Consider the following 17,537-nt stretch of genomic DNA (forward strand, 5'->3'; position numbering starts at 1 on the left):
TCGACCAACACTATGCTATTGAAGCTCAGGGCAAAACGCAGCTTGCTCTACTCCTTCATGCCAGGCCACCTACCAGATATGCCCAAGGCAAGCACAAAAAAGCTGCCCCAGCAGTTGCTGAGGCAGCTTTTAGCATAAGCTTATGCAGAATGTGGCTTAGAACGACAGGTTTACCCGGCCAAAATAGAAGGCGCCCGAGTAGCCAAACTGGTTGGAGCTGTACAGGAAACGCCCGCGGTTGGTAGCGTCAAGCGTAGAGTAGTTCAGACTCTGCTCGTTGTTGTTCGGATCTTGGTACAGACGGTCGGGGTAGACGTTGAACAGGTTGTTGACTCCCACGCTCAGGCTAAGGTTTTTAATTACCTGGGCGCTGAGCACGAGGTCGGTTACCCACTTGGCAGAGAACGTTTGGTCGATGAAGGAACGGGCGGGGTTAGCATCTTTGGTCTGCACCTCCCCAAACCGCACGGTGCGCAGGTTGGCACTGAAGATCTTATAGCCGTAGTCGGCGCTCAGGTTGATCTTGCTGCGTGGCTGTCCGTTCTCCAAACGCGCCCGCTGCGAGCGGTCGAAGAGCGTGTTCTGCAGTGCAGGATTCGCATCAATGATAGCCGAGCTATTGAAGCCGCGCACGGTGGTTTCGTTGAAGTTGGCGGCGGCCGTCAGGGTCAGGCGGCTATCAGGGCCCAGGGTCAGGCGCTCATTCGCCACAATATCGAGGCCGCGGGTGCGGGTGTTCACGGCATTGGCAAAGAACTGAATACCCTGCACCGGCAGGCTGCCCAGAATCTGGTTGACGGTGGCGTTGCCGCGGTTGTACTGGCTGCTGAGCACAATCCGGTCGTCAATATCAATCTGGTAGGCATCAACGGTCAGTGTAATGGTGCGCAGCACGCGGGCAGTGAGGCCCAGGCTGTAGTTCTTTGACTTCTCCTGCTTTAGGGGCCCAATTCCGAAGGCGCGGGTCAGCGGGTTATCGTTGTTGGTGGTAAGTACTTCGCGCAGCTCGCCGCTGGTAAACTGGGTGCTGGAGTTGGTGAAATAGCGCTGCTGCAAGGAAGGCGCCCGGAAGCCGTTGCCAATGTTGCCCCGAATGGCCAGATCGGGCAGAATGCTGTAGCGGGCAGCCAACTTGCCGCTTAGGTTGTTCCCGAAGTCGCTGTAACGCTCCGCGCGGCCAGCCACACTTACCAGCAGCTTTTCGGTGATGTCGCTTTCCAGGTCAAGGTAGCCGGCCACGTTGTTGCGGGAGCGGTCCGTGGCATCGGAAGGCCGGTATCCGGCAAAGCCCTGAGAGCCCGCCGAGGCATACGTGGCGGCCGTATTGCCGCTGGCCGGCGTAACCACGCGGCCCTGCTCATTGAGGCCGTTGGCGTACGAGCCTGGCTCTCCGGCCTTGATCTGGAAGTTATCTACCCGAAACTCCCCGCCAAAGGCCACGTTCAGGGTACTGATAACCGGTATGCTCACCAGCTTGCGCGAAAACCCTAGGTTCACGGTGTTTTGCTGAAACACCAGCGTACCGGCGTAGAACTCCGTAGGGCTGGTACCCAACGGCAGCGAGGCGTTGAGGGTGTTGGTGATATCGTAACGCAGGCTGTTGCGCCCGAAGGTATTGCTCAGATCGGCCTGGAAACCGAGCACTGTGCCGCGTAGGCCAGTGATAATCGATTGGTCATCGACGGTGCTATTGATGAAGGGCAAGAAGCCGTTGGGATAGATGCTCAGGTCGACCTGGGTAGTTTGGGTAGGCAACCGATACAGTGCCCCACCCCGGCCCGTGCGCCGCGTTACGCCACCGGCCACGTAGGCCTCCAGGCCACTGCTTGGTGCCAGCGTATAGGCCGCGTTCAGGAAGCCGCCGTAGGTGCGCGTATCAGAAGCGCCCACCCGAATGTCGCGGCGGTTGAAGCCGTTCTGGGCAATGAGGGCATTATCTTCGGCTTTGAGGGCGCGCTTCTGGTCATCGGAGAGGCCACTGGGGTAGTTGCCGCCGCTGGTGCCTTTATAGATAAGCGGAGCCGTATCGCGGCCACTACGGTCAAAGTAGCTGCGGTTGCTGAACTGTCCGCTCACATCCACGAAGCCGCGGCGGCCCAGCCCAAAGCCAGCATTGGCATCAGCCTGAAATAGCTCCCCATCCCCTTCCACCGTCTGGCCTACAGTACTGCTGGCCTGCACGCCGGTGGTATCATCCTTGAGCTGAATGTTGATAACGCCGGCAATAGCATCGGAACCGTACTGGGCAGCGGCACCTTCCCGCAACACCTCAATGCGCTTGATAGCCGCGGGCGGAATCACGTTCATATCGGTACCCACCGAGCCCCGGCCCGGCGTACCGTTGATATTTACCAGCGCTGAGGTATGCCGCCGCTTGCCATTAACCAACACCAGTACCTGGTCGGGGCCTAGGCCGCGCAGGGTGGCGGGGTCCACGAAGTCGGTGCCGTCGGTTACGGTTTGGCGCGTGCTCTGGAACGAGGGCGCAATGTAGGTGAGAATCTGGGTGACGTCGGTTTGCGCATAGGCCTTGATTTCGCGGGCCGATATTACGTCGACGGGGGAAGTGGTGAGGATGTTGGAGCGGCCCTCCGTGGCCCTGGAGCCCGTTACTACCACTTCATTCAGCGTAGTTTCATTATCGGCCAGCCGCACATCAATGCTCGTACGGCCACTCACCGAAATTTGCTGGGTGGTAGACCCAATGGCTGATACTACAAGTGTAGCGGCTGGCGATACGCTCAGGCTGAAGCGCCCGTCGGCATCGGTGCTGGTGCCGTTGGTAGTGCCGCGCTCCAGCACCGTCACGCCCGGTTGCGCCTGCCCGGTGGTATTCGTGACGCGGCCCGTAACGGTTATGTTTTGAGCCACGGCGGCAAAACCGGTCAGCGACAACGCGGCAACCAGCCCTACGCGAGCAGAGAATAGATTTTCCATAGTAGGTAAGCGAAAAAGAAAACAACTACACTACTCTTTGGCCTAGGCAAAGCAGCCTGGCTTAGAGCAATTCAAAAAACTTAAGGCTTCCAACTACCACTGTTTTACTACTTAGTGGCCTTGGCTTAGAAACTGGTGCAAACGCCTGTTTTGACGCATACGCACACGTGTGTGCAAACGCCGGTAGTGTTCAGCTAGCTGAATCACACAACTTCAGAAACAGGGAAAAGGAAGGTGTACTTACACTCGCGCTGCCCTATGGCAGCCTAGCGCATTACCAACAACAGCACTGGTACGCTGCTTCAGCGGCCTCAAACGGCAGCAAATAAATGAAAGTGACAGAAGAATGAGAGGCATCAATCAACCGGGGCCCTGGCAAATGCGAGGCGGCTGAGGAAGAGTTTTTCACGCGGCAAAAGTAAATAGCCCGGGCAGGCAGTGGCCTAGCACCCGGAATGTGCTCCCAACTACTACCAGCCCAGGCAAATTGTTTTGCGTTATTTCGATGCTGGTGCTAGCCCAGCAGCCCCCCCTCTAGGTAGTTCTGCCACCAGTAGCTCGTCATCGGCCCAGCTGCCGCCACCACCCGCTGCCCCGGTGCTGGCAGCAACAACGGCACATCTGGCCCGGCTGCGGCTATTAAGCGGTCAGCGGGCTCGTGCCAGCTATGAAAAGCCAGATTGAAAGTTGCCCAGTGCAGTGGTAGTAGCGCCCCACCGCCCAAGGCTCGGTGAGCGGCCAGGGCGTGGTCGGGGCCCATGTGAATGTCGGCCCATTGCTCATCGTAGGCCCCTATTTCCAGCATCACCAAATCGAAGGGTCCGTAGGCCTCTCCTATTTCCCGGAAACCTGCTTCATAGGGGCCTGAGTCGCCGCCGAAGAAGGCGCGGTGCTGCGGCCCAATAAGGCACCACGAGGCCCAGAGCGTATTGTCGCGGGTGAGGCCCCGGCCCGTAAAGTGGCGGGCCGGCGTAGCGGCCAACGTGTGGGAGTGGCCTACGCGCACCTCCTGCCACCAGTCGAGCTCCGTGATTTGCGCAGCGGCTACGCCCCAGCGCCGCAAGTGTCCGCCTACGCCCACGGGGCAAAAGAAAGTTACTCCCGTGCGAGCCAGTTCGCGCACAGCATCTTTATCGAGGTGGTCGTAGTGGTCATGCGAGATAATTACGCCATCGAGTGGTGGCAGCTCCGCCAGGGTTAAGGGCGGCGCAAAGAACCGCTTGGGGCCGAGAGCCACGGGAGAAGCCCGCAGCCGCCATACTGGGTCGGTTAGGAACCGCAGGCCATCTATCTCAACAAGCGTAGAGGAATGCCCAAACCACGTTACGCGCAAGGCATCGGTGGGTACTGGCTCCTGCAACGCCGCTACATCGGCTTTAAACGGCCCAAGCGGCTGACGCGGCACCCGCTCCTCCTTACCTGTCAGCCAGCGCTGCAGCATACTGCTATAGTCAGCCGACATGCTGGTGGGGACGGTGTTCAGGAATTTTTTACCGTTGAAGCGGGAGGGAGTTTTCATGCACGAGTGAGGCTGCTTAGGCAGCACTATCTCTCAGACGCCTAACTCTCTCCTTTACTTTAAGTAGCCTGGTAGTCGCAATCCGTTGCAGTAGCATCATACGGCCCAGTTGGTCCCTCATATACAGGCGGGCACGGCGCCATTTCTGTTTTTTATTTGCTGAGTGCTACTTTGTGGCTGATTGGCCCTTTTTGCCTTCCTACCATGACCATCCGAAAATTAGCTGCTGAGCGGCGGCGGCGCGAAGCTGCCGAGGCTGAGGTAATTCGACTGCGCGCTCAACTGGAAGCCGTTTCAACCAGCTTGGCCACGGCTCGGATTCCCTCCAACGCCGTTGAGAGCTTAACGGAACTCATCAGTCAGCTGAAACGCACGGGCCAGCAGCTCGAAGACCAGCAGGGGTTGGCCCGGCAGGTTATTGATAACAGCCCTAACCTTATATATGTAGAGGATGAAGCGGGCCGGTGTGTGCTCTCCAATAAAAGCTACCTGCACTTACAAAACCAGCGCATTGACCTGAACCGCCTGGAGGAAAAGCAGCCCGGCATCTCGGCCAGCCAGCACGCTACCGAGTGGCCTAGCAACGCTTCCTCCTCCTATGAGGAGTTCTATCAGCTAAAGGACGGGCAAACCGTATGGTATTACACCACCAAAAGCCCCCTGGTGCGCAGTGATGGGTCGCGCTACCTGCTCACCTACTCCTCCGACATCACAGACCTGAAGCGCGCCTACCGCGTTGCCGAAGAATCGGTGCAGGCCAAGCAGACGTTTGTGGCCACTATGAGTCATGAGATTCGTACGCCCTTGCACGGCGTGATGGGCCTCGCAGGACTCCTCCGTAAAGGGCCCCTATCAGAAGAGCAGGAAGATTATGTAGAAATGATTCAGTCGAGCACGGAAAACCTGCTGGTCATCATTAACGACATTCTCGACTACGCTAAAATAGAATCAGGCACCATTAGCCTGGAAAGCATTCCGTTCGATATTCTCAAGACGGTGCAGGACGCAGCCCGTTCTCTCAGCTTCAAAATAGCGGAGAAGGGGCTGCTGCTGCACATTGTAAACCTGAACGATAAGTTGCCTCAGGCGCAGGGCGACCCTTTCCGGCTGCACCAAGTGCTGGTGAACCTGATCAGCAACGCTATTAAGTTTACTCAGCAGGGCATCATCACCATTACCATTGATGCCCGCCCCGAGGAAGGCGGTAAGCTGCCCGTCACGTTTAGTGTAGCCGATACCGGCATCGGAATTAGCCCCGATAACCTGCATCAAATATTTAACAGCTTTCAGCAGGCGAATAGCAGCATACCACGGTTATATGGCGGCACTGGCCTAGGCCTCACCATCTGTAAAAACATCGTGGAGCTACAGGGGGGCCAGATTGGGGTGCGCAGTGAGCTGGGCCAGGGCAGTTGCTTTTACTTCACCGTTCCTTACCAGGAAAGCACAGGCACTATCAGCCACAAACCCGCTACCACGCAGCCCCTGGATCTGCTGGAAGGGCTCTCTGTGTTGCTGGCAGAAGATAACTCTGTTAACCAGCTTATTGCCGTAACCATGCTGGGCCAGTGGCAGATTCAGGTTGACTTAGCGCAGAATGGTGAAGAAGCCATCCTGAAAGCTCAGCAGCGCAAGTATGATATTATATTGATGGACGTGCAGATGCCCCAGCTTGATGGGCTGGCCGCTACGGTCAGGCTGCGCCAGGAAGCCAACCCCAACCAGGAAACACCCATCATTGCCTTAACGGCCGATGCTATCCGCATCAGCGAAGAATCTTACGAAGCCCTGGGGTTCACTGATTTTCTGACTAAGCCCTATTCTGAAGCCGAGCTGTACAACCTGCTTGCCCAAACCAGCCAACGCCAGCAAACCCCCTTACCCGCCCCACCCCCGGTAGCCTCCCAGCCCGAGGGCCTACGCTACGACTTTTACATGTTGGGTAAGCTGGCCAGCAACAAAGAGTTCATCCGTAAGATGCTTGAGCTTTTCATTGAGCGCGTGCCGGGTCAGGTTAAAACGTTGCAGCAGGCCGTTGAGCAAGAAGACTGGGAGGCAGTAGCCCGGGAGGCCCATACCCTCAAGTCTACCTTTGGTAGCTTAAACATTCAGCCCGAAACCAGCCACTTGCGCCGCCTAGAGGAGCTAGCTGAGCTTCAGGCCCCCAAACACGAGCTTTCGCCATTGAGCAATGCCGTATGTAAGGCTACGCAACAGTTTGTAGAGCTCTTTGCTCAAGAGCTAATCCAGTTGTCTTAATCCTATATGTTGAGACGCCCGGTTTTTAAGGCCGACCGTCACTGACTCCGACTACACTTTAGCTATGTTATAGAGATATAACGGGTTAGGCAGCTCGCAATCGATTGCAACTACTTCATTTCGTTATATATGCGCTAAAACTCCTGATTAAATCGTCAATCAGAGTCGTACTAGAGCAAATACAAATTAATCCGTATAAATAACAAAAAATTGTGCTTAGGAGCTTTTAAAGCCTATTTCAGCTATAAAAAGCACAGAAATAATGAACCATAGTGCCTAAGCATCGTATCAAGTCTGTATTTTCAAAGTTACAATTTTGTTATGCTAACGTTCTCGCTAAAAAATATTCTTATATTTAGCCCATATTGTTTTATTCGAGGCAAAACACAAAGATTCTCGTAGAATAAATATATTTTGATATTCCGTTATGAAGTCTTATTTTTATCACTATTACCACATTGATTTTACCCTTGCTTACTAAGCTATACTCCTCTATGCTTTCTATACAATACTCACTGCTTGTGCTACTCCCCTACTCCCATGAGAAAAACTCTACTAATAGTTGATGATGAGCCTTCCATATGCTTGATTTTAGAGCACTACTTCAATTTTGATTATCAAGTAATTTTGAAATCAAATGGCTCTGAAGCAATGGCTTGGCTGGAAGAAGGCAACAGTCCCGACGCCATTGTAGCCGACTATTCCATGCCTGTTATGGACGGGCTTGACTTTATTAAACGAGTTCGGGCACATCATTCTCACCAGCATACTCCGCTGGTAATGCTATCGGGTAAAGACGAAACCAGTAACAAAATCAAGTGCCTTAAGCAAGGCGCCGATGATTACGTGGTGAAGCCTTTTAACCCTGAAGAGCTTGATTTACGCGTAAAAAAGTTGCTGGACCGAGTTCGGGCCTGACTTTTGCTAAGAAATATCTGCACTATTCTGCTCCCACCACCTACTCCTTGAGCCGTGCAACACTCAAAATCCAGAGCTTATGAATGCCAGCATCACCAATCTGTTGTTTCAAGAAGCAACAAAGGAACGGCCTAGGCCTCATGTTCCTATACCCGCAAACGACAGCCCCGTAACTGGTTCATCTAATTCAGTAGAGCCACCTAAGCCTAAGCCCACTGCCACTGAGCAAACTATTTATACCCGATCATTAATAGGCAAAAGAATTTTTGATGTGCTGTTTGCATCAATGGCGCTCATCTGCCTGGCGCCTCTTTTTCTGATAGTTGCTCTTCTGATCCGCTTAGAATCGAAGGGACCGGTGTTTTACTACTCTTATCGGGTAGGTAGAGGCTACCGTATTTTCAAGTTTTGGAAGTTCCGCTCTATGCGGCCTGACGCTGACAAGCTATTGGCTTCCATGAAGGGCCTAAACCAGTATCAGTCCGCTGACCAGGAAACCACCTACATTTCTCCTCTTTGCCCCAAGTGCCGCACTCAGGGCCAGTCCTGCCGCCAACAGCTGATTGACAGCAAAGGCGAAGTGATTTGCGAAAGCCAGTATCAGCTAGCCAAGAAGCTGGAAGCGGAAGCTGCTTTTGTGAAGATAGCCAACGACCCGCGCGTAACCCGCATTGGCCAGTTCATTCGCAATACCAGCATTGATGAGCTGCCCCAGCTGTTCAACGTGCTACGCGGCGACATGTCTATTGTGGGCAACCGCCCACTGCCACTATATGAGGCTGAAAAAATCACTACAGATGAGTTTGCAGCTCGTTTCATGGCCCCCGCCGGTATCACTGGCCTATGGCAGGTAAGCAAGCGCGGCAACAAAAACATGTCGGCTGAAGAGCGCAAAATGCTTGACGTAGAATATGCTAAGAGCTACTCTTTGTTGAAAGATCTACAAATTGTCTGCAAGACAATCCCGGCTTTATTTCAGAAAGAGAACGTGTAATGAAAAAACTATTGGGCGGCCTTCTATTGGTTCTACACACCACCTTAGCCCTAGGCCAGGCCAAAACCACGTCAACTGATACCTGGCAGAGCACCTTCTTCGATTCGCCGGGTACGGCCCTGCCCCTCCTGACAGCTGCTGCCATCAAGCACTCCTCGCAGCTTAAGTCCATGGAGATTGAAAAATCAATTGGGCAGCAGGATATCAAATTAGCCAAAAAGAACCTGCTGGAAAGCGTTGCATTGGGCGGTAGCTACACTTATGGCAACCTAGCCAGCATCACCACGGCCGATATTGATAACCCAAACCAGTTCAGAACCACGAGTGCCCCCCGCTATAACACGGGTATAAGCGTGGGGTTGCCACTTGGGCAGATAGTTAACCGGAGTAACCGAATTAAAAAGGAGGAACTTAGCTTTCAGCGCATGGAAGCCCTGCGCCAAGAGCAGGAGAATATACTTCGCCGGGAGGTGATTCAGCTGTACCAAAATGTATTGCTGGCCCGCAAAACACTAGCGCTGCGCCAGGAAGCACTAGTGACGGTGCAAACCAACTACCAGCTGGCCGAGAAGCAGTTCCGGCAGGGCCAGATTACGCTACCGGCTTTATCGGCCGTTAGCAATCAACTGACTGAGCTCTCCGTTTCTCAGGAAAGCGCCCGTAGCCAGTATGATACTGCCTTTATGATCTTGGAGGAAATCGTAGGAACCAAGATTTCCTCCCTAATGACCGCTCAATGAACCTTTCTGACTTGCTCCGTTTGCTGGCGCGGAAATGGCCACTGCTGGTACTGGTGCCATTGGTGCTCAGTGCCTCAACGTATTATTTTGCGCGTAAGCTGCCAAAAGTATACGCTTCTGATACTACTATTTATACCGGTATTGCCTCGGGTTATTCCCTGACTGGCAACGCAGAAGCCGACTACAACAAGACCTCCAACGCCTTTGATAACCTGGTTAACCTGATTACATCTCGCTCTACCAAAGAGGAGGTGATTTATCAGTTGCTGGCTACTCATATTTGGCAGGCTAGTCAGCAGCCTTCCCTGCTGAGCGTACCACCCTATGATGCCTTGCGGGAGAGCGTGCCTACTAAACTGCGGCAGGAGTTAACGGGGCCCACCAAAGAGGCTACGCTGGAGAATGTGCGGCGCTACGCCCAAGCCAATAATACTAATACCCTCTACAAGCTCCTTAACTCTACCAATGCTACCTATTCTATTGATGCGCTAACGCAACTGACGGCCGCCCGCATTGGAAGCAGTGACCTGATTAAGCTGCAGTTTGAAAGCTACAACCCGGAACTATGCCGGAGCACCCTGGCCTTCGCTACCAATGTATTTCTGGAGCAGTCAAAAAACCTCCGGGAGGGACAAACCTCCTCAGTAATTGCGTACTACGAAGAAGAGCTAAAGCAGGCCAAAGCCCGATTGGCAAAAGCCGAAGGGGAGAACCTGGCTTTTAACCGCGACAATAACATCATCAATTACGATGAGCAATCGAAAAACATTGCCACGGAGAAGGAAGCCCTGGCCACTGAGCTGTCTCACGTAAGTCAGCAGTACGCGGGGGCGCAGGCAGCTTTGCGCGCCATTAACGCAAAACTGGGCGGCCGCCAGGTGGCCCTGGTAGCGGGTAACGGTGATGTAATCAAGCAGCGGCAGAAGCTTGCCCGCCTGAATGCTGCAATTGCTGACCAGCAGCTTTACAGCCAGCAGCAGGAGCCCGGTTCAGCCACCAAGGTTAAACAGTTACAAGCTGAGGCTGACAAGACCGCACAGGCCATTCAGGCCAACGTAGACAACTACTACGCTCATAGTAACTCTACGGAGGGTGTTCCCAATCAGGACCTGCTCTCTGAATGGGTGCAGGATATGGTGCAGGTAGAATCTAGCCGCGCTAAGCTGGAGGTAATGACCCGCCGCAAGCAGGAGTTTGAGCGCGAGTATCAGCGCATGGCCCCGTTAGGTGCTACCCTCAAGCGCATTGGCCGCGAAATTGAGTTAGCAGAACAGAATTATCTGACGGTACTCAATAGCCTGAACGCCAGCAAAGCTTCGCAGCAGAACACGCAGCTTACGGCCAACCTGAAAATCATTGACCCGCCAAACCTGCCCGCCCGTCCCAAAACCAGCAAGCTTATGCTGCTAGTTTTGCTCAGCGGCGTGGGTGGCTTCGTATTCGTTACGGGCCTGGTTATTGGCCTCGGGATGCTGGACAAGTCATTGAGAAACCCAACCGTGGCTGCCCGCCGCATAGGCCTACCGGTGGCCGGTATGATGCTGGATACCCATGCCTCGCCGAAACTCCTGCAGGCCTCACAGCAACGCAGCCTCGACCAGCTGGTGCGCCATATTCTGCTCAAGGCTAACTCCACGCCTATCACCTCGCCCTTTGTGGTGGGGGTGTTTAGTGTGCAGCGCCAGGAGGGCAAAACTACGTTGTGCCAGGCGCTGGCTCAGCGGTGCCACGAAATGGGGGTTCAAACCCTGGCCCTCTACCCCGATGGCAACGAAAACGACGAAACCCTGGAGGCACCTACGCTATTCTACCCCTCGGAGGCTGCGGCCGTACAAGGCTGGCCTCTTGATCAGCTGATTCAGCACGCCGTGCCTAAGCGCATGACCGAGCTGAGTGCTCCTAATGTGCAGGTGGTACTCATTGAGTTCCCGGCCTTGCGCGAAGAGGCCTTGCCTGTTGGGGTACTGCGCCAGCTTAACCTGGTATTCCTAACAGTACCTGCTACCCGGGCCTGGCGGATGACCGACCACGAAACCGTGGAGCGCCTGCGGGCCTCCACAACAGCCCCAGTTGAAGTAGTACTCTCTGGGGTGGCCTTGCATGATGGCGAAGAAGCGCTAAGCTAAACACAGCGTTTCCCTCCTTGCCGCATTGTTGCCGCGCTTATGAAACTTACCCCTCCTCTTTCCCAATCCATGCTGCATTCCCGTTGGCTGTTGCCTACGGCCGTGCTTGGGGCACTGGGAGCAGGTTGGCTGGCAGGCATTGCGGGTCCGGTAGTTCCGGGCATTTTGCTTGCGCTGCCTTTGCTTTTTTTCTTCCTGTACTTGGTTTTCCGTAGCCCCCGGACGGGCATGGTGGCCTACGTGCTCTATTGCTTCCTGCTGGGGTTTATTGGGCGTCACTTTGACACAGGAATACCACTAGGCCTTGGCATGGACGGAATACTGCTGCTTACGTGGGTAGCCGTAATCATGCGCCCCGAGGAAGTGCAGTGGAAGCGCATTCAGAACGACATTTGCCTGCTGGCGCTACTCTGGTTTAGTATCAACATCCTGCAGCTGGCTAACCCCACCGATGCGAGTGTTACGGGGTGGGTGTATGAAATGCGCAGCCTCACGCTTTATTGGGTGCTGGCGGTGCCCCTAGGCTTCCTCGTATTCAACACCCGCCGAGACCTGCGCCTGTTTCTGATCCTGATCATTGGACTTTCTGTATTGGGAGCCCTCTACGGTATGAAGCAGAAGTTCATTGGCCTTGATGCCGCTGAGCAGCAGTGGCTAGACTCCGGGCAAGCGCGCACCCACCTCATTTGGGGCAAGCTGCGGGTATTCTCCTACTACAGTGAGGCCGCTCAGTTTGGCGCTTCGCAGGCGGAGGTAGGCCTCATCTGCCTGGTGCTGGCTCTAGGGCCCTTTACCTGGTGGAAGCGCGGCTTATTTGCGGTGGCCAGTGGCCTACTGTTCTATGGCATGCTGATCTCGGGTACCCGGGGCGCCCTCTTTGTGTTAGCTACCGGCATTTTTGTTTACCTGGCCCTCAGCAAACAGATCAAGGTTTTGGTTCTGGGGTGCATAGTAGCTGGTATGGGCTTTGGAGTACTAAAGTACACCAGCATCGGGAGCAGCAACCCCGATATTGTGCGCCTACGCTCATCCCTTGATCCCGAGGACCCGTCTTTCCAATTACGCCTTTCCAACCAAATGAAATTGCGTAAATTCCTGGAAGACAAACCCTTTGGCGAGGGAGTGGGTACTATTGGCCGCTGGGGCCACGAGTTTAACCCTGGTAAATACATCTCTACCATCGAGCCTGATAGCCTCTATGTGAAAATATGGGCTGAATACGGGATTGTGGGCTTCATCATCTGGTTCGGGATGATGGTGTACATCCTGGGCAAGTGTTGCGGCATCGTCTGGCGCATCCGCGACCCACTGCTCCGGCAAAAGCTCCTGGCCCTAACGGCCGGCTACAGCGGTATTCTGGTGGCTAGCTACGGCAACGAGGTAATGAACCAGATTCCCTCGGCAATGATCATTTACCTGTCCTGGGTTTTTGTATTTCAGGGTCCTGAGCTCGATACTCTCCCTTCTACTGCAGTAGTTCCTCATGTCTAGGCCACTTGTCTCCATCATATCCGTCAACTATAAGCAAGCCCGCGTGACGTGCGAGATGCTCGCGTCGTTGCAGCGGGTGACTTACCCGCAGGTGGAGGTTATTATTGTTGATAATGCGTCGCCGGAGGAAGAGGTTACGCCCATTCAGGAGCAGTTTCCGGAGGTGCAGCTTATTCGCTCGGCCGAGAATCTGGGCTTTGCCGGCGGCAACAACCTGGGTATTGCCGCCGCTAAGGGCAAGTACCTGCTCTTTCTGAATAATGACACCGAGGTAGAGCCTGGTTTTTTGGAGCCGTTGGTAGAGCTGTTCGAAACCAACCCCAAAGCCGGCATTGCCTCGCCCAAGCTCATCTTCTACGGCACCGACAACCTTATTCAGTACGCCGGCTGCGGGGGCATAAACCCCTGGACCGGCCGCAGCGTAACATACGGGCTGATGGAAAAAGACCACGGCCAGCATAACATCTCCTCCCCCACTGCCCTAGCGCACGGTGCGGCCATGATGGTGCCCATGCGCCTTATAAAAGAGGTGGGCCTGATGCCTGAACTCTATTTCCTGTACTACGAGGAGCTGGATTGGTGCGAGATGATTAAGCGGGGCGGTTATGAGTGTCACTATATCGGCAACTCAACCGTCTACCACAAAGAGTCTGTTTCGGTAGGCCAAGGCTCCGTTATGCGCACGTATTACATGTACCGCAACCGACTGCTGTTTATCCGGCGCAACTCCACGGGCATGCGGTTCTGGAGCGGCATGCTGTTTTTTCTGTTCGTAGCCGTGCCCAAACAAGTGGCCGTGCACGCCCTACGGCTAGAGCAAAAGTATCTGGGTGCTTTGTGGCGAGGGCTTAAATGGCACCTACAGCCACAAAACGTTCATCAAAACCATTACTTACGATGAGTCTACTCCTTACTCTGCTTTCATTGGTTCTGTACGCGGTAGGCCTCTTCTTGCTGTTCAACGTACTCTACCTCTTGTTTTTTGCGTTGGCGGGGCACTGGAAATCCATTCCTGTCTCAATTGAGAAACCGGCTTCGCTGCGCCGGATGTGCGTACTTATTCCCGCATACCACGCCGATGCCGTAATTCTGGAGACAGCCCCTGCTGCCCAACGCCACGCCTATTCTGGCCACATGCAGGTGCACGTTATTGCCGATGGCCTCCAGCCGGTTACCGTAGCCAAGCTGCGCAGCCAGGGCATTGGGGTAATTGAAGTGGCCTTCGAGAAAAGCACCAAAGGCAAAGCTCTGCTCGTAGCCCTTGAAACGCTCCCGGCTGAGAGCTACGACGTAGCCGTGGTGCTTGACGTGGATAACGTGATGGATACTGGGTTTCTGGAGGAAGTAAATCGGGCCTTTGCCGCGGGCTACCGGGTAGTGCAGGGCCACCGCACCGCCAAAAACGTAGATTCTCCCTTCGCCGTGCTCGATGCCTGCAATGAGGAAATCAACAACCACATTTTTCGGCAGGGCCACGCCAGCCTGGGCATGTCGGCAGCGCTGATTGGCTCGGGAATGGCGTTTGAGTACTTGTATTTCAAGCAGCTACTCCAGGATATTGGCGATACTCCCGGCGAGGACAAGGAAATGGATTTCCGGATTGTGAAGGATGGGGTAAAGATTGGCTACCTCTCCCACTCCTACGTTTTCGATGAGAAGATACCCAACTCCAAGGCCTTCACCACACAACGCACCCGCTGGATTGCGGCGCAGCTGGAGTTCCTGAAAAAATATTTCTGGGAGGGCCCGGTGCAGCTTTGGCGCGGTAATGGCGAGTTTTTTGATAAGGTGCTACAAACCTTATTAGTGCCCCGCATTCTGCTGCTGGGCGTACTAGGCCTGTTCCTGCTGCTTTCACTGCCAGGGTGGCCGGTTGGTCCCCCACCTCTGTTTTGGGCGGGCTTGCTGCTGGGCACCGGAATGGCACTACTCATTTCGCTGCCTGCTCGTATGTATAACCGCCAGGTGGGCCAAGCCATTTGGCATTTGCCCATTGCACTTGGGGCCATGGTTGTGGCTTTGCTGCAAACCAAAAAGGCCAAAACCTCATTCCTGCCTACTCCGCACGCTGCCCCTGGCGCCGGAGCTGCGCAGCCGTAAGCACTCACCTGTATGCCTTGGGAAATCATTGCGCTACCAGCCCTGATCTGCTTTGTTGTTGGCCTCCGGAAAGGCCTGAAGGTTTTTTCTAAAAGGTAGCAGCCTACTCACGTGTGCCCCATGAACGACCAGAACATCATCATTATATCTCAACAACCCTGGGACACCACCATAGGCATGAACTCCCGCAATATGGCCAAGGAGTTCAGCCAGACCAACCGGGTGCTGTTCATCAACCTGCCCCTCGACCTGAACACGCTGCTGCACTCGTATCAGCAGCCCGAGGTGCAGAAGCGGCTGCGGGTAGTGTTGGGGCAGGCGGAAGCCATGGAGCAGGTAGAACCCAATATATGGGTGTATAACACGGGGGTAATCTTCTTGTCGGCCAACTGGATTGCTTCTAGGCCACTGTTTAAGGCCGCCAACCTGCTAAATGCCCGCATGCTGGCCTATAGCATTCAAAAAGCGGCTAAACTCCTGGGCTTTGATTCTTATTACTTTTTGCAGGATGGCTTAATTTATCCGGGCCTGGAGCTGCCTAACCTGCTTAAGCCGATTAAATACATCTTCAACATCCGAGATTTTGTGCTGCCCCAGCCATATTTCAAGCGGCATGGCCCCTGGCTAGAAGCTGAATTGATCAAACGAGTAGATGTGGTAACAGCCAACTCAGTATATCTGCGCGACTACGCCCGCCAGTTTAACCCCCACAGCCACGATGTAGGTCAGGGGTGTGTACTCTCCTTATACCAGGCTGATGGGCCCTACGACATGCCCGACGACATGGCCGCCGTAGCCCACCCCATCATCGGGTATACGGGCTACCTCACCGACCTACGTCTGGATATTGACCTGTTGCTCTACATTGCCCAGCAACGCCCACACTGGAACCTGGTGCTGGTAGGCCCCGAGGATGAGGCCTTCGAGAAAAGCGCGTTACACGAGCTGCCCAACGTATACTTCCTGGGTACCAAAACCCCCGATCAGCTTCCGTCCTACGTGCATCACTTTGATGTTTGCATCAACCCGCAGATTGTTAATGATATTACCATTGGCAACTACCCGCTAAAAATAGATGAGTACCTGGCTATGGGCAAGCCCGTGGTAGCCACCGAGACGCAGGCTATGGAGATGTTCTTGCCGCACGTGGCAGTGGCTAGCACCCATGAAGAGTGGGTTACGCAACTAGAAACTGCCTTAGCTGATAAAGACACCGCCGCCGCCAAAGCCCGCATCCGATGCGCCCAGAGCCACACCTGGGAAGCCACGGTTTCTAAGATCTATGATGCGCTAGAGCCCTCACTTCAACCGGCTACTCCCTAGCCCCCCGTCTGCCGGCCCCACTTGGTTTACTCTCTGCCTACTTTACCCACCCCGTTTAACGACACTCTAGGCACCATCATTCAAATACAGAGCGCTCATGTTAAAGGAGGTTTTCAACAACAAAAAAGTATTATTTATTGGCGTAGCGTTCTATGAATACCACCTGGAGATAAAAAATAAAATGGAGCAGTATGGTGCCGAGGTAACTTTTTTCGCGGAAAGAGACACCTCTATCAAGTACGGCATTGTAAACCGTTTATTTCCATCTTACCTCGATGCGTATCAGCAGAAACATTACACTTCTATCCTTAAAAAAATAGCGAATCAGAAATACGACTACTTATTGGTAATACGTGGCCTACGCATGCCTGCCTCTTTTGTGAGAGCGGTAAAGGCCATGAACCCAGGAATTACCTGTATTATGTACCAGTGGGACGCTAATATTAACAGTCCATTCCTAGACTTGGAAGAAGGATATAATATCACGGGCGAATTCGACAAAGTATTGTCTTTCGATTTTCAGGATGTAGAACAAAATCCCTGGATAAAATACAGCCCTACTTTTTACATTGACGAGGTAAAAGAATTAGCTAACAAAACAAAGACTGAGCCCAAGAAAATTGATTTTTTCTTTTTCGGCTCATACTTGCCTGAGCGCTACAAGGGGCTAATTAAGTTTCGGGATTATGCCGCCCAGCATGGCTACACGTTGCACAGCCATTTTTATATGTCGTATCGATATTATTTGATCGAACGATTGAAGGGCACGCAGCTTGATAAAAGCTTAATCAGCTTTAAACCCATGAGCCGCAAAGAATATCTGGCTCTTTTTAATAAGTCGAAAGCCATTGTTGATGTCAGCAACGCAAAGCAAACTGGCCTGGCCATGCGCGTTATTGATGCCATTGGCACCGGTAAAAAAGTACTGACAACCAATAAATGGGTCACAAAAGAGCCCAGCTTTAACCCAGATCAGATAGCCATTATTGATTTAAACAATATTGAGCTACCGCCCTCTTTCCTGGAGAAAGAGATAGAAGCCAGCACGGCTGATTACTCCCTCGATAAGTGGCTGGAGAACATCTTCGCCTGATCCTGATTAGCCTCCCTTCTCCTTCCTAAGCCAAATC

The 17,537-nt window shown here is 53.8% G+C and carries 12 protein-coding genes; 10 read left to right on the forward strand and 2 right to left on the reverse strand.

Going from position 1 to position 17,537, the window contains the following annotated elements:
- Nucleotides 1–156 precede the first annotated feature (156 nt).
- Entirely contained in the window at nucleotides 157–2,937 is a 2,781-nt protein-coding gene (locus HMJ29_RS02880; protein WP_171590074.1) for a TonB-dependent receptor, read from the reverse strand.
- Nucleotides 2,938–3,451: 514 nt separating this feature from the next.
- On the reverse strand, nucleotides 3,452–4,456 hold the full coding sequence (locus HMJ29_RS02885; RefSeq protein WP_171590075.1) for an MBL fold metallo-hydrolase: 1,005 nt from the start codon (nucleotides 4,454–4,456) through the stop codon (nucleotides 3,452–3,454).
- Nucleotides 4,457–4,660: 204 nt separating this feature from the next.
- Here HMJ29_RS02885 and HMJ29_RS02890 point away from each other — a divergent pair, with 204 nt between their 5' ends.
- The 10 genes from HMJ29_RS02890 (at nucleotide 4,661) to HMJ29_RS02935 (ending at nucleotide 17,500) form a co-directional block, all read left to right on the forward strand.
- Nucleotides 4,661–6,715, forward strand: coding sequence for an ATP-binding protein (locus tag HMJ29_RS02890; protein WP_171590076.1), 2,055 nt, complete (start codon nucleotides 4,661–4,663; stop codon nucleotides 6,713–6,715).
- A gap of 540 nt (nucleotides 6,716–7,255) precedes the next feature.
- A complete protein-coding gene (locus tag HMJ29_RS02895; protein WP_171590077.1) occupies nucleotides 7,256–7,633 on the forward strand; it encodes a response regulator transcription factor in 378 nt (125 codons plus the stop codon).
- A gap of 79 nt (nucleotides 7,634–7,712) precedes the next feature.
- On the forward strand, nucleotides 7,713–8,627 hold the full coding sequence (locus tag HMJ29_RS02900) for a sugar transferase (protein WP_171590078.1): 915 nt from the start codon (nucleotides 7,713–7,715) through the stop codon (nucleotides 8,625–8,627).
- Nucleotides 8,627–9,367 (forward strand): TolC family protein, encoded by a 741-nt coding sequence (locus tag HMJ29_RS02905; protein ID WP_171590079.1) that lies wholly within the window; start codon nucleotides 8,627–8,629, stop codon nucleotides 9,365–9,367. The genes HMJ29_RS02900 and HMJ29_RS02905 overlap by 1 nt, the downstream gene beginning before the upstream one ends.
- The gene (locus tag HMJ29_RS02910; RefSeq protein WP_171590080.1) at nucleotides 9,364–11,493 is read left to right on the forward strand and encodes a GumC family protein; all 2,130 of its coding nucleotides are present in this window, start codon (nucleotides 9,364–9,366) and stop codon (nucleotides 11,491–11,493) included. Before HMJ29_RS02905 ends, HMJ29_RS02910 begins: the two co-directional genes overlap by 4 nt.
- A 69-nt stretch (nucleotides 11,494–11,562) precedes the next feature.
- Nucleotides 11,563–12,984, forward strand: a complete 1,422-nt coding sequence (locus HMJ29_RS02915) for an O-antigen ligase family protein (RefSeq protein ID WP_171590081.1) — start codon at nucleotides 11,563–11,565, stop codon at nucleotides 12,982–12,984.
- Nucleotides 12,977–13,885 carry a glycosyltransferase family 2 protein gene (locus HMJ29_RS02920; RefSeq protein WP_171590082.1) on the forward strand — a complete coding sequence of 303 codons (909 nt, stop codon included), beginning with the start codon at nucleotides 12,977–12,979 and terminating at the stop codon, nucleotides 13,883–13,885. Before HMJ29_RS02915 ends, HMJ29_RS02920 begins: the two co-directional genes overlap by 8 nt.
- The gene (locus HMJ29_RS02925; RefSeq protein WP_171590083.1) at nucleotides 13,882–15,084 is read left to right on the forward strand and encodes a glycosyltransferase family 2 protein; all 1,203 of its coding nucleotides are present in this window, start codon (nucleotides 13,882–13,884) and stop codon (nucleotides 15,082–15,084) included. The genes HMJ29_RS02920 and HMJ29_RS02925 overlap by 4 nt, the downstream gene beginning before the upstream one ends.
- Nucleotides 15,085–15,204: 120 nt before the next feature.
- The gene (locus HMJ29_RS02930) at nucleotides 15,205–16,407 is read left to right on the forward strand and encodes a glycosyltransferase (RefSeq protein ID WP_171590084.1); all 1,203 of its coding nucleotides are present in this window, start codon (nucleotides 15,205–15,207) and stop codon (nucleotides 16,405–16,407) included.
- A 97-nt stretch (nucleotides 16,408–16,504) separates the two neighbouring features.
- Entirely contained in the window at nucleotides 16,505–17,500 is a 996-nt protein-coding gene (locus HMJ29_RS02935; protein WP_171590085.1) for a WaaS/CpsH family glycosyltransferase, read from the forward strand.
- The last annotated feature ends 37 nt before the right edge of the window (nucleotides 17,501–17,537 follow it).

This window comes from Hymenobacter taeanensis, from assembly GCF_013137895.1.
Taxonomy (GTDB): Bacteria; Bacteroidota; Bacteroidia; order Cytophagales; family Hymenobacteraceae; genus Hymenobacter; species Hymenobacter taeanensis.

Coding starts and splice junctions, on each gene's coding strand:
- HMJ29_RS02885 (WP_171590075.1), bottom strand. CDS start 4,456: ATGAAAACTCCCTCCCGCTTCAACGGTAAAAAATTCCTGAACACCGTC.
- HMJ29_RS02895 (WP_171590077.1), top strand. CDS start 7,256: ATGAGAAAAACTCTACTAATAGTTGATGATGAGCCTTCCATATGCTTG.
- HMJ29_RS02915 (WP_171590081.1), top strand. CDS start 11,563: ATGCTGCATTCCCGTTGGCTGTTGCCTACGGCCGTGCTTGGGGCACTG.
- HMJ29_RS02935 (WP_171590085.1), top strand. CDS start 16,505: ATGTTAAAGGAGGTTTTCAACAACAAAAAAGTATTATTTATTGGCGTA.
- HMJ29_RS02910 (WP_171590080.1), top strand. CDS start 9,364: ATGAACCTTTCTGACTTGCTCCGTTTGCTGGCGCGGAAATGGCCACTG.
- HMJ29_RS02880 (WP_171590074.1), bottom strand. CDS start 2,937: ATGGAAAATCTATTCTCTGCTCGCGTAGGGCTGGTTGCCGCGTTGTCG.
- HMJ29_RS02920 (WP_171590082.1), top strand. CDS start 12,977: ATGTCTAGGCCACTTGTCTCCATCATATCCGTCAACTATAAGCAAGCC.
- HMJ29_RS02905 (WP_171590079.1), top strand. CDS start 8,627: ATGAAAAAACTATTGGGCGGCCTTCTATTGGTTCTACACACCACCTTA.
- HMJ29_RS02925 (WP_171590083.1), top strand. CDS start 13,882: ATGAGTCTACTCCTTACTCTGCTTTCATTGGTTCTGTACGCGGTAGGC.
- HMJ29_RS02930 (WP_171590084.1), top strand. CDS start 15,205: ATGAACGACCAGAACATCATCATTATATCTCAACAACCCTGGGACACC.
- HMJ29_RS02890 (WP_171590076.1), top strand. CDS start 4,661: ATGACCATCCGAAAATTAGCTGCTGAGCGGCGGCGGCGCGAAGCTGCC.
- HMJ29_RS02900 (WP_171590078.1), top strand. CDS start 7,713: ATGAATGCCAGCATCACCAATCTGTTGTTTCAAGAAGCAACAAAGGAA.